This window comes from Sporosarcina sp. QA0331, assembly GCF_055808055.1.
This window is the reverse complement of the sequence record NZ_CM147850.1, coordinates 970,452-983,198: the sequence shown is the minus strand read 5'-3', so window position 1 is coordinate 983,198 and position 12,747 is coordinate 970,452. Positions and strand designations below refer to the sequence as shown.

Annotated in this window: 9 protein-coding genes; 2 read left to right on the top strand and 7 right to left on the bottom strand. The window is 44.8% G+C overall.

Features of this window, described 5'->3' with window-relative positions; genetic code table 11:
• Positions 1 to 21 precede the first annotated feature (21 nt).
• A complete protein-coding gene (locus tag AC0L13_RS04655; RefSeq protein WP_473644459.1) occupies positions 22 to 1,734 on the top strand; it encodes an N-acetylmuramoyl-L-alanine amidase in 1,713 nt (570 codons plus the stop codon).
• A 192-nt stretch (positions 1,735 to 1,926) separates the two neighbouring features.
• A complete protein-coding gene (locus AC0L13_RS04650) occupies positions 1,927 to 4,092 on the top strand; it encodes a 5'-nucleotidase C-terminal domain-containing protein (RefSeq protein ID WP_473644457.1) in 2,166 nt (721 codons plus the stop codon).
• Positions 4,093 to 4,311: 219 nt separating this feature from the next.
• Here the strand turns inward: AC0L13_RS04650 and AC0L13_RS04645 are convergent, their stop codons facing one another.
• From AC0L13_RS04645 to AC0L13_RS04615, 7 genes are all read right to left on the bottom strand, one after another.
• The gene (locus AC0L13_RS04645; protein ID WP_473644455.1) at positions 4,312 to 5,391 is read right to left on the bottom strand and encodes a CapA family protein; all 1,080 of its coding nucleotides are present in this window, start codon (positions 5,389 to 5,391) and stop codon (positions 4,312 to 4,314) included.
• 116 nt (positions 5,392 to 5,507) lie between these two features.
• Positions 5,508 to 5,690 (bottom strand): hypothetical protein, encoded by a 183-nt coding sequence (locus AC0L13_RS04640; RefSeq protein WP_473644453.1) that lies wholly within the window; start codon positions 5,688 to 5,690, stop codon positions 5,508 to 5,510.
• 109 nt (positions 5,691 to 5,799) lie between these two features.
• The gene (locus tag AC0L13_RS04635; RefSeq protein WP_473644451.1) at positions 5,800 to 8,178 is read right to left on the bottom strand and encodes a bifunctional 2',3'-cyclic-nucleotide 2'-phosphodiesterase/3'-nucleotidase; all 2,379 of its coding nucleotides are present in this window, start codon (positions 8,176 to 8,178) and stop codon (positions 5,800 to 5,802) included.
• 178 nt (positions 8,179 to 8,356) lie between these two features.
• Complete coding sequence (locus AC0L13_RS04630) at positions 8,357 to 9,745, bottom strand: ABC transporter substrate-binding protein (RefSeq protein ID WP_473644449.1); 1,389 nt, start codon at positions 9,743 to 9,745, stop codon at positions 8,357 to 8,359.
• A 33-nt stretch (positions 9,746 to 9,778) separates the two neighbouring features.
• Positions 9,779 to 10,591 (bottom strand): carbohydrate ABC transporter permease, encoded by an 813-nt coding sequence (locus tag AC0L13_RS04625; protein WP_473646848.1) that lies wholly within the window; start codon positions 10,589 to 10,591, stop codon positions 9,779 to 9,781.
• 2 nt (positions 10,592 to 10,593) lie between these two features.
• Positions 10,594 to 11,490, bottom strand: coding sequence for a carbohydrate ABC transporter permease (locus AC0L13_RS04620; protein ID WP_473644447.1), 897 nt, complete (start codon positions 11,488 to 11,490; stop codon positions 10,594 to 10,596).
• The gene (locus AC0L13_RS04615; protein ID WP_473644445.1) at positions 11,487 to 12,620 is read right to left on the bottom strand and encodes an ABC transporter ATP-binding protein; all 1,134 of its coding nucleotides are present in this window, start codon (positions 12,618 to 12,620) and stop codon (positions 11,487 to 11,489) included. Before AC0L13_RS04615 ends, AC0L13_RS04620 begins: the two co-directional genes overlap by 4 nt.
• Positions 12,621 to 12,747: the final 127 nt, after the last annotated feature.

Here is a 12,747-nt window from a genome sequence, read left to right as displayed (position 1 = left end):
CATCTTATTTAGGAGGACACCATGAAAACGTTTAAATGGGCAGCTATTGCTTTACTGTTTTTCGCTCTTGTTTCCATCGTCCCTGGACATTCTTCGGCAAAGTTTCAATTCTCGGATATCTCACCTCAGAAGGAGTATTACGAACAAGTACATTACATAGCTGATTTGGGTATCGTCAATCAAGCAGATAAGTTCAATCCCGGCAACAATTTGACACGTGCTCATGCGGCAAAGATGCTCGTCATTGCTTCCGGCAAAAAGGACATGCCTACGCCAAACGTACAGTTCAAAGATCTGAAACCAGGCACTGAGCAATATGAATTTGCAAGCCGTGCAGTGGAACTCGGCTATTTCAAGAAAAAAGCCGACGGAAGCTTTGGTCCGAATGAAAAATTGAAACGGGATGAAATGGGATATGCCCTTTCCGTCGCTTTCAATCTTTCAGAGAACGTGACAGTCGATCGTCCGCTTATGCTAACCGACATGAAAGACCACCCTTATGCAAAACAAATCAATGGTTTGTACTACGGTGGCGTTACACAAGGTGATGCCGGCAAGTTTCTGCCGAATGATCTCTTAACTCGTTCGCAATTTGCATTGTTTGTAGCCCGTGCTTTAAATGACAACTATAAGCTTGCTGTCAAATTGCCTGAACAGACTTCGAGAACATATTTTGCGAAAGTGTCAACTGGCGGAGACAACTTGAACGTCCGTACTCATCCGGCAGTTACCGGTGATGTGGTCAGTCGATTGAAAGATGGCGAAATCGTCGAAGTCATTGGACAGACAGGCGACTGGCTACTCATACTAATCGACGGTAAAAATGGATATATTCATGGCCGTTACACAGTTGAAGTCGGAACTGAAACACCATCCGACGATGATGTAGCTTTGGAGGAACCAGAAGAGCCTGAAGTATCCGAGCCTGAAGTGACTGAGCCTGAGGAAGAGTTGGACAACTCCTCCCCCACTAGCGGATTGGTCGGAAAAGTAACAGCCAAAGTGCTGAATGTTAGAAAATCACCTGATGGCACATCTGCTGTCGTAGGAAAGCTATCACTCAACCAGAAGGTTACTATCGAATCAATAAACGGCAATTGGGCTAAAATCAATTTGCAAAGCGGTCCTGGCTATGTCCATAAAAATTACTTGAAGCTTATCAACCAGACAGGCAATCCATTGAAGGATCGAATCATCGTCATCGATGCTGGTCACGGCGGAAAAGACCCTGGCGCTTCGAGCAATAAATTAAATGAAAAGACCGTTGTATTAAAGGTTGCAAAGCTTGTTGAAAGCAAGTTGAAGAATGCAGGTGCAAAGGTAGTGATGACGCGTTCAAATGACACGTATTTGACATTGGAACAGCGTACAGAGCTCGCTAAAAAACATTATGCAGAAGCTTTCGTCTCCATCCATGTGAATGCAGCAGGCTCATCAGCAGCAAAAGGAGCGGAAGTATACTATGACTCTTCCACGAATCCGAATGCTTCAGAGAGCAAGCTGTTGGCAAGCAAGATTCAAACAAATCTTGTGAAGGACGCCAATATGAATGATCGCGGTGTCCGCGACCAACGTTTCTATGTTATTCGTAATAACAATGTTGCTGCTGTACTTGTTGAGCTGGGTTTCATTACGAATCCTGATGATTTCAATAAGTTATCGAGTGATCAATACGTAGAAATTTACGCAGAAGCAATCTATCAAGGGCTTGTACAATATTACGCAGCACAGTGATCTATTATGCCGGAAAGAAGTGAATTTACTTCTTCCCGGCTTTTTCTATGAACCTATAAATTTACGGAAAATTCATTTGTCCTTTAAATATGATAATGATAAACTTAAAATGAATAGTTTTCATCATTATTCCAGCTTTGTTAATTATATTGGAATACTGGTGGAGAAAAATCCATTAAAGGAAGGTGCATTATGTCAACGAAGTATTTTAAAGGCGCGGCTGCGTCCATGTTGCTGTTCAGTATGGCGGGAATTACTCCTGCTGCTGTTTCCGCAGAAGAAGCGTCAAAAGATTTCTCAATGACGGTGTTCCACACGAATGACACTCATGCGCAATTGGACAACATCCCCTACTTCTCCGCACTATTGAAAGCGAAACGAGCGGAAGTGCCGCATAACGTATTGCTGCATGCAGGCGATGTATTTTCAGGATCCCTCTATTTCAATGAATACCAAGGACAAGCCGACCTTGCATTCATGAATTATTTCGGCTACGATGCAATGACTTTTGGAAACCACGAGTTTGATCTTGGAAGTTCCGAAGACGGCCATAAAGGACTTGCTGACTTCATTAAAAAAGCGGAATTTCCATTCGTTTCGGCGAACGTCGATTTTTCTGCTGACAGCCATTTTGAGGGCCTTCAATTACGTGAAGTAACCGAGGAGTCTGAGAACGGTAAGATCTTTAACGGGATTGTAAAGGAAGTGGACGGGGAAAAAATCGGTATTTTCGGTTTGACGACTGAAGAAACTGTGGATATCTCCAGTCCAAAAGAAATAATATTCACAAACTACATCACTGAAGCTAAGGCTGCAGTTGAAGCTTTTGAAGAGATGGGCGTCAATAAGATTATTGCGTTGACACATATCGGGTTTAACGATAGCGATGCTGTCGATAATGATAAATTGCTTGCTGAAAATGTTCCTGGCATCGACATTATCGTTGGCGGTCACACACATACCAAATTGGATGAACCGTATGAAGTTGAAGGCGAAGCAGGACCAGTTATCATTGTACAAGCAAACGAGCATCAAAAATTCCTTGGACAATTGGATATTACATTCGATGAAAATGGAGTAATCAAAGAGTACAACGGAGTTCTTCATGAAGTCGACACAAAAGAAGGAGAAAAAGACACTGAAGCTGAAGAAATGCTGAAGCCATACGCCGATAAGGTTGGAGCGATCAAAAACTCACCTACCGGCGGTGTTGCCGATGTATTCCTAAGCGGCTTGCGCGATTTGGGCGGCGTCCGTGCAGGTGAAACGAATCTAGGAAACATTATTACAGATGGAATGCTTGCAAAAGCGAAGGAAATCGACCCTGACGTTGCCATTGCATTCCAAAACGGCGGTGGCATCCGTACTTCCATCGACAAGGGCGAAGTCACTTATGGTGAAGTCCTCACTGTCCTGCCATTCGGCAACAGCCTAGCGATCATGGAATTGAGCGGTGCGGAACTTCGTGAAACATTCGAGCATTCTGTTAAGGAATATCCAAAGGAAAGCGGCGGGTTCCTTCATGTCGCTGGCATGCAAGTAATCTTTGATGGTACTGCGGAGCCGGGCAAACGAATTGTTTCATTGAAAATCAATGGCGAAGAAGTGGAAGCGGACAAGATGTACAAAGCGGCAACGAACGTTTTCACTGCTAAAGGTGGAGACGGCTTTGAAGCTCTTGGAAAAGCGTACGAAGATGGCCGTGCAAGTGAACCTGGTTTCAGCGACTGGGAAAACCTTGCTAATCATATTAAATCGATAGGCAACGTTACAACAGGGCTTGAAGGTCGAATCATTGCAACAGTTCCATACAGCGACGTATCACTTGGACATTGGGCATATCCATACATTTCTGATCTGTACTACCGCGACATTTTGACGAAGGATTCAACATTCAAACCAGGCGTACAAATTACACGTGCTGAAATGGTATCATGGGTCGTCAAAGCGAACGGTTTAACAGCGGAAGGCAAAGCGCCATTCTCGGATCTTGACGGACTTTCCGATGATTTGAAAGCTGATATTGCGGCTGCCTACGAAAATGGCATCGTTAAAGGCAATGACGGCAAATTCAACCCGAACGATAAAGTGACACGTGCACAATTCGCTTTAATTCTTGAACGTGCATTTGAAAACTATACTGGCGAGAAATATACTGCTTCTGCGAAAGCACCTTATTCCGATTTCGGAAAGTATGCAGATGATGCGGTAAATGCAATTTCTATGTTGCATGAACTTGGAATCGCTACTGGCTACGAAGGAAAATTCATGCCGGATCAATTCACAACACATCAACAAGCTGCAAAAATCGTTTCGAACTATATTTACAATACGAAACAAGTGAAAAAAGCCGAATAACAGACAAAAGCGGAGGGGGCGTCTAGCTGCGACAGGCATAAGACGGAGTGGCGAAACGGCGCCTTTTGCCGTGCAGCCGGCACGACTAATGACCCGAGCAAATCGAACTGTGTAAGGTTCGATTTGCCGTATTTCTGCGGTTTTGCAGAAATTAAGGCAATCTTTTTGCCTCCCGAAGCTGGATGAGAATATGCCCTCTGCAAAGCAGAGGGCATGTTTTCATTTAGAAGGAAGGCCAACATGGTTCGTCGCCCATTCTTCATTAAAACTAGATTGAGTATTGGCATCTTTCAATGGTAAGACTATAAATCTTTTATTTTCGTCCTTGACGACAGCTGTCGGATAAAATGTCGATTTATCTATTTGCACGAAGCGTTTACCTGCTAGCTCCATAGTCGATACATGCACTTTTGCAATGCCGCCGATGTTCGTCGAATCGAATGCTTGCGCGGAATAGAAGTTTCCTAGCGAATAAAACACTTCCGTATTCCCTATTTTCGTATGCTGTTGCAATACATGAGGATGGTGGCCGAAAATGATGTCAACACCTTCCGACGAAAGCCACTCAGCAAGCTCCTCTTGGCGCGAGGAAGGCTGCAACGTATATTCATCGCCCCAATGAATGGAGACGACCGTAATATCGACTTCTTCTTTCATTTCCTTAATTTCCGTTTCCATGCGGCCTTTGTCGATTAATGAAACTAAATATCCCTTCCCTCTCGGAATAGCAGCTCCGTTCAAACTGTATGTATAGGCCAAAACGCCAATGCGCACGCCTTTCACATCAAAGATCCGCTTAGTATCCCGGTCCTCAATAGACTTATACGCACCTATATATGGCATTTCATATTCATTCATATGACCGATTGCTTTTAACAAGCCGCTTTCCTTCCGGTCGAGCGTGTGGTTATTAGCGATAGATAGCAGATCGACACCATTCGCTTTCAAATCTCGAATAATATGCTTCGGACTATTGAACAGCGGATAGCCAGACAATCCAAGCTCCTTTCCACCCGGCAATGATTCTTGGTTCGCGAGCAGAAAGTCGGTGTCGTTCATCTCGTCTTTCACTGCACTGAACGAAATCTCATAGTTATCGTATGTATAAAGCGGATAATGCAACAGGATGTCCCCAATCATGCCGATTGTCATGTCGGAAGATTTTTCATTCAAATTCAAAGCAAACGGATTGCATTGTAGTAAGGCAAAGTCATCGGGACGGACGAATTCTTCTTTATTTTTTATACACCCAGTTAATAAATAGCTGCATGCTAAGGACAATATAGCAATACGTTTCAAACAACTATCCCCAGTCGTAAAATTAGTAGTCTCTTTCACACTATACTCCAACTTTGAAAATTATGGAAGACATAAAAAAACCTACGCTTCTTCGGGAAGAAGCATAGGCCTTAGTATTATTGTTCCCATTTATGATCCGTTGGCTGTTCTCTGCATTCGGTTGAATTGCGATATTGCATCATTTGCTTGTCCGCGTCCTGTTCGGGCTCGAAGTCTGGGTAACGTTTGGCGTTTGGCATTCCTGTGAATGCTTCTCCCTTTTCATCATTAGGGTTCGTTTGAAAACGGTTGTCCTTCATGGTGAGCAACTCCTCCACTTTCATTCTTACCATAACGATACCCATAATCCTATCTTTTAATCGAAAAGAAGGGCAAGGAATATTCCCTGCTCTTCTTACGATCAACTACTTATTTCAATTGGATGGAGAAGTTAGCGAAACCGTCTTTTGTCGGTGCGACAAATTCGATTCCACTATCTGTCGGGATGAGGTCTTTCGCTTTCTCTGATGTTTCGAATACGATTTTTACATCGCCAGCGACCGGAACGAACTTCCAGTTGTCATCCGTTGACGGGTCGATCGTTTCTTCTGCAATCATGTAATCCATGATCGCTTCACGGTTTTCGTATGCATATTCGATATTATCGGATGCATTGACGACGCCAGGGAAGCTTCCGCTAGCGCGGTAGTTATTCGTTACAACGACAAATTTCTGTTCAGAATCAATATCCTTGCCGTCGTATTGTAAATTGACGATACGGTTTGCATCTGCATTGACCGTTTTGCCAGCATAATCATATTTCGCCGGTTGTGTGACGTCGATTTCATACGTCACGCCGTCAATCACATCGAAATTGTACGTACGGAATTCAGGATTGACCAAATCTTGCTGTTCTGTTGAAGCAGGATCGATTTGATTGAATTGACCCGCAGACATTTCAAGCCATTCCTTCACGTCCGCGCCTGTTAGAACGATTGCATTCACTGTATTGTCGTATACATACAAGTCAGCGACGTTCTTAATGGCGACTTCGCCCGCAGGAATTTCCGTGTAATAGTTTGCCCCATTGCGTCCGCCCGCTTTGAATGGAGCACCTGCGGAAAGGATCGGCAAGCTTTCATACTCTGTGCCTTTCAATTGCTCTTCTACATACCATTTTTGTGCATTTGTTACGATTTGAATGGAAGGATCATCTTTCACTAATGAAAAATAGCTCGTAATCGCAGATGTCGTTTTGCCGACAGGGCTGCGGACATACTCGATTGTGCCTTCATGAGCTTCCTTCACAGCTGCGATCACTTTTTCCGAAGCCGCATCGGACTCGGAATCGATTTCACGGAGTGACCCTTTGCCGCTTACTACTTTCCAGCTATCGCCGTCTTTTTCAAGAATAAGATCCATCACGCCCAAATGGCTTCCGAATTTGCCCGGCATGACGATCGGTGTTCCATTGACAGTACCATTTTCACTGTCGACGTTTTTCAGATCCGCATAATCACCAGGGAATACGGAGTGGTTATGGCCTGTTAGAACTGCATCGACTCCATCGATTGCAGTAATTTGGTAGGCGACATCATCTTCCTCTTTCGTATGGATTTCATCTCCCATACCTGAGTGAGATAGGACGATGACTACATCTGCTCCTGCTTCTTTCATTTCAGGAACGAATTTTTCAACAGTATCCGCCGCGTCTTCTGCAGTCACTTTCCCTTCAAGATGGGAACGGTCCCAACGCATGATGCCTGGAGCTACGACACCGATGACGCCGACTTTCAGCTCATGAGTTTCTCCATTGCCATCTACGACTTCTTTATCAATGATGACGTATGGCGTGTAGCGGTTCTCGCCTGTTTCAGCATCATAGACGTTTGCATTTACTATTGGGAATGGTGATTCTGCCAATACGAGATCCAAATAGTCGAGTCCGTAGTTGAACTCGTGGTTCCCTAATGTGCTAGCATCAAAGTCGAGAGCTTGCAGTGCTGCGAGTGCAGGGTGCAGCTCTCCTTTTTCCAAAGGATCGACAGACACTTTATATCCGCCTAGCGGAGTTCCTTGAATCAAATCTCCATTGTCGAATAATAGGCTGTTCGGGTTTTCTGCACGTGCTGCTTCAATTAGAAGAGCTGTTTTCGCCAATCCGAATTCATTCGTCGGCTTGTCCTGATAATAATCATAGTTTACAAAGTTCGTATGCAAATCGCTCGTGCCGAGAATACGTAAAGCGACTGCGTCTTTATTCGTTTCTTCCACTTCATGTGCAGCATTATACACCGCGAGCATCCTGTCGATTATTTTCTTCACTTGGCCTTTTGTTACGATTTGCTGCGGCTTCGCAGTACCGTCCTCATAGCCTCTAAACAGATCCAAACCGACACTTTTCGCCAGTTCTTCCAGTTCATCAGTTTTGAAGTCCGCCTTATCTTTGAAACGATCTAATAACGTGACCGGATAGGCTTCCTCCGACTTCACTGTACGTGATGCGATTAGAAACGCATGCTCACGAGTCAGCTTCTCATCAGGTTTGAACTCGGTCGAAGTGGCACCTTTTATAAATCCGTGTTGTTGTGCCGCTTCAATGATAGGAGCCAACGTTTCGTCGACATCCGTAAATTCGATCGTGCTTCCATCTCCCACTTCCAGTTCAAGCGCTTCCACGACGGCTGCTATGAATTCCCCGCGTGTCACATCTTGAGCTCCTGCCGCTTTTACGACAGACATTGAAAAACCGCTGAATGCAAGCGCCATGACGGCAATCCACATTCCCGCTTTTCGAATGAAAGACATGATTCCATCTCCCCTACTGTAATTTTATTTTAAGTGCAATGATGCACGTAAAACCATTTCTATTAATCCGATATTCTATATATCCCCATAATTGGAAATATGGATGAATATACATTCACTTATTTCATTCCGAAAAAGCCGTCCGGCAATCGACACTCGATTACCGGACAGCCTATTGTCATTGTTTTGTCTTGTTCGCAATTTCCATTGCACGATTTGTTCCTTCTGCAGCTTTATCAAGCACTTCTTGCGGATCTTTCCCTTGGTATAGTTCTTCCAAGGCCGTTACGATCTGCTGTCTTGATTCAGGGAATACAGAAATGAGCGCACCTTGTGTTGCAAGGCCAGGAATCGTGTCTTGAAGCTGATCTACTGTCACTTTGTATTGTGGGAATTCCGCCCACTTATCTTTAACGCTTTGCTCGTCATATGCTGCAGGGTTGATAGCGAAGTAGCCTGTGTCGAGATGCCATTTCGCTTGGACTTCAGGCGTTGTCATGTATTTCATGAACTCCCAAGCCGCTTCCTGCTCTTCTTCTGCAATTCCTTTTGACATCCATAACGAAGCACCGCCGATAACGACGCCGTTTCGTTGAACTTCATCCGCATGCGGAATGTAAGCAACGCCGACTTCAAATGGAGCGTTATTGATAGCACCTGCTACACCAGCGGAAGAGTCCATATACATCGCAACTTTACCCGTTGCAAATGCGGAACGGATATCATCCCAATTCGTTCCAAAGTTACCAAATGTGCCTGCTTTATTCATCGTATCGAGGAAGCGGAATACATTCAGCCCTTCAGGACCGTTGAATAAAGCCTCAGTTGCATCGCCCGATCTTCCGTTGTCTTCATTGACATACAAGCCGCCTTGCGTCGCTACGAGCTGCTCGAAGAACCAGCCGTATGTCAGCATGGAAAACCCGTACATCTCATCCGTTTTCAGCTTCGCCGCCGCATCGATCACTTCTGCGAACGTTTCAGGAGCTTTTTCCGGATCGAGTCCAGCTGCTTTGAAAGCATCTTTGTTATAGATCATTACCGGCGTTGAGGAGTTGAACGGCATTGAATAAAGCTCGCCATCTACACGGTAGTAGTTCAAAATATTTTCCTCAAGCTGGGAAAGATCATAATTATCTTCGTCGATGAACTTTTGCATCGGCTCGATATAGCCGCTGTCGATCATATATTTCGTTCCGACTTCAAACACTTGTGTAATGGCTGGAGCATCTTTCGTACCGCCGACACCGCGGAGCTTTGTCAACGATTCCTCATAGGATCCTTGGAATTCTGCCTTCACTTCATATTTGTCTTGAGATTCATTGAACCCTTTGACGATGGCGTCAATCGACTCTTGCCCAGTGCCTGACATCGCATGCCAAAATTCGATTGTCACTTTTTCGCCGGACGCGGCGCTATCATCATTTGTCCCTTCCGTTCCGGATGTCGAGTCATTCGTCGTTGGTTCATCCGTATTTTTATCGCTATCGCTGTTCGTACATGCCGTCAAAAGTGCAACCGCAAGAATCAGCATCCAAAATAGAGAAGAACTGATTAGTTTCTTCAATTTCCATGCACCCCTTTTAATTGGTAGAATTGATCACTTTAATGCACCTTGGGATAACCCTTTTTGCAGCTGTTTCTGTCCGATGAACAGTAAAAGCAGCGTCGGTATGATGACTACGATGACTCCTGCCATGACCACCCCCCATTCGGTTGCGATTTCTTGGGACTGCAGCTGCTTCAGGCCGATTTGTACAGTCCGAACAGATTGGTTTGTCGTTATGAGCAGCGGCCATAAATACATATTCCAAGTCGTCAGGAAACCGTAGGCGCCCAACGTGACAAGGCTTGTTTTCGAAATAGGGAGGACAACCCGCCAGAAAAAGCGGAATCGGCTCAGCCCTGCGATTTGAGAAGCTTCGTGCAGTTCCTTCGGTATCGTAAGGAAATGCTGGCGAAGAAGGAATGTACCGAATGCAAGCGCAAAAAACGGTAATGTGAGCCCTTGATACGTGTTGAACCAATCAAGCTTACGGATCGTGAACACGTTCGGAATCATCGTTGCTTCCCAAGGAATCATCATTGTCGATATGAACAGGAAGAAAATGAAATCCCTCCCTTTGAACTTGAAGAAGACGAACGCATAAGCAGCCAGACTACAGACGACGAGCTGACCGAGCATGACACTCACAGAGACGATAAAGCTATTCAGCAAGTAGTTCAGCAACGGCAACCGGCTGAACACTTTGACGTAATTGTCAAAGTTGATCGATTCCGGGAAAAACTTTCCTTGGATGATCTCCGGACCCGTCATGAATGAAATCATGAATGCGTACAATACCGGGAAGAAGACGAATGCCGAAGTGACAATCAGTAAGAAATAGATCCATATTTTCGAAGCGAGCCCCATTTTCATTGATAATGCACCTTCCTTTCACCCAATTTGAATTGGAGGATGGTGACAACTAATATGATGAGGAATAAAATGACGGCTTGCGCACTGGCAGTTCCGAACTGGTAATTGATGAACGCCTCCCGATAGATCGAGTAGACGATTAAGTTCGTCGACTGCGAAGGACCGCCTTTCGTCAAAATATCGATCTGGCCGAATGTCTGGAACGCGTTAATCAAGGAAATGGTGATAATGAAAAACAACGTCGGCGATAGCATCGGCAACGTAATGCGTCTCAACCGATAGAAATAGCCCGCACCGTCGATTCTCGAACTCTCGTAAAGATGCTCGTCGATGTTTTGCAAACCGCCTAAAAGAATGAGGAATGAAAAACCGATATTCATCCAAATTGTCGAAATCGATACGGATAATAGTGCCCATTCCGGATCGAGAAGCCATTGGATTTGCGGGAAATTAAAGACGCTTAGCAATCGGTTGAACATCCCGATGCTCGGATTGAACATGAACAGCCAAATGACGGATGAAGCAGCGACGGAGATGCCCATCGTCGACGAATACATCGTCCGGAAAAATCCAATTCCCTTCAATTTTTCATTAGCGAGCAATGCAAAGAACAACGCCAGAATGATTGTAATCGGAACAGTATACAATACGAAAAGCGCTGTCGCTTTCATACTATTTTGGAATTCGGACGAACCAAGCAAGTATTGAAAGTTTTCAAATCCAACCATGATGGCGGCATTACCCGTTTGATCTGTCAGGAAAAAGCTTAAATAGAGCGTCCGGAACATCGGATAAAAAACGAAGACGGAAAATAGAATGATAGATGGCAATAAATAAAGGGCAGCTGTCCTGCCGTCTATGGATTTCCTCCACATTGTTGCAAACCGGGTCATGACGACACCTCTTGCTGCGTAACATAATTGCCATAGTCAATTGTTTTCTTAATGAGTTCCCCACTCTGCTCGTCAAAGATGGACAATGATTCAAATTCCATCCGAACTGGCAGACGATCGCCGATGCCGATATGCCATTGGCCGGTCCATTTCGCCATCCATTCCTCCTCGCCGAGTTTGAATGAAAAGACCGTTTCATTCCCAAGTATTTCGACATTCGTCACTTCGACATGGAAAACGTCCTCTGACTCAGTTTCAGGCGTTACAGGATGAAGGTTTTCAGGACGAACTCCGACTGTCATAGAAGTCCTTGGGAGTGTTCCGATTTCATCGACAGGGACATTCAGCTTGAATTCATTGCCGATAACGAGCTGTCTAGTCGATTCATTGTATTCCGCCTTAGCGAGATTCATAGGAGGCGATCCGATGAACGTCGCGACGAATGGATTTGCAGGATAATTGTAAATGTCAATCGGCTTGCCGATTTGCTGGATCTTCCCTTCATGGAGAATCATGATTCGATCACCCATCGTCATCGCTTCCACTTGGTCATGGGTGACGTAAATCATCGTAATGCCAAGACTTCTTTGTATCCTTCTAATTTCGGAGCGCATATGGGCACGCAACTTCGCATCAAGATTCGAAAGCGGCTCATCCATCAGGCAGATTGGCGTTTCACTGACGATCGCTCGCGCTAAGGCTACCCGTTGTCGCTGGCCTCCGGAAAGTTCACGCGGCTTCCGGTCGAGATATTCGGTCAAGCCTAGCATTTCTGCCACTTCTTTCGCCTTTTTCCGCTGTTCCTCCTTTTTCATCTTCTTTACATCGAGGCCGAATGTAATGTTTTGCTGGACCGACAAATGCGGGTAAAGGGCATAGTTTTGGAAAACCATAGAAAGGTCACGTTTATCGGGTGATAGATTATTCGCGACTTTCTCTCCAATTTTCAATGTTCCTCCTGTAATTTCTTCAAGGCCTGCAATCATACGGAGCATCGTACTTTTACCGCAGCCTGAAGGACCGACAAGGACAAAAAACTCGCCGGGCTCGATCGTTACGTTTATATTGGATATAACGTCCACTTGCTTATCGTATGATTTAGAGACGTCTATCAGTTCAACCCGTTTCATTGATCAAAATCCTTTCTGCTAAAAGTTTTCTAGTAGTCTGAAAAAGTAGTCTAGTAACACATTTCGCTAAAAGAAGTCATAATTCCTTCCTTTTTTCTCATTCTTTACAATTACTTTACGACCAAGG

Excerpts from the sequence above, each read along its gene's own strand:
- AC0L13_RS04620 (WP_473644447.1), bottom strand. The coding sequence starts at position 11,490 with ATGACCCGGTTTGCAACAATGTGGAGGAAATCCATAGACGGCAGGACA.
- AC0L13_RS04635 (WP_473644451.1), bottom strand. The coding sequence starts at position 8,178 with ATGTCTTTCATTCGAAAAGCGGGAATGTGGATTGCCGTCATGGCGCTT.
- AC0L13_RS04640 (WP_473644453.1), bottom strand. The coding sequence starts at position 5,690 with ATGAAGGACAACCGTTTTCAAACGAACCCTAATGATGAAAAGGGAGAA.
- AC0L13_RS04650 (WP_473644457.1), top strand. The coding sequence starts at position 1,927 with ATGTCAACGAAGTATTTTAAAGGCGCGGCTGCGTCCATGTTGCTGTTC.
- AC0L13_RS04615 (WP_473644445.1), bottom strand. The coding sequence starts at position 12,620 with ATGAAACGGGTTGAACTGATAGACGTCTCTAAATCATACGATAAGCAA.
- AC0L13_RS04655 (WP_473644459.1), top strand. The coding sequence starts at position 22 with ATGAAAACGTTTAAATGGGCAGCTATTGCTTTACTGTTTTTCGCTCTT.
- AC0L13_RS04625 (WP_473646848.1), bottom strand. The coding sequence starts at position 10,591 with ATGGGGCTCGCTTCGAAAATATGGATCTATTTCTTACTGATTGTCACT.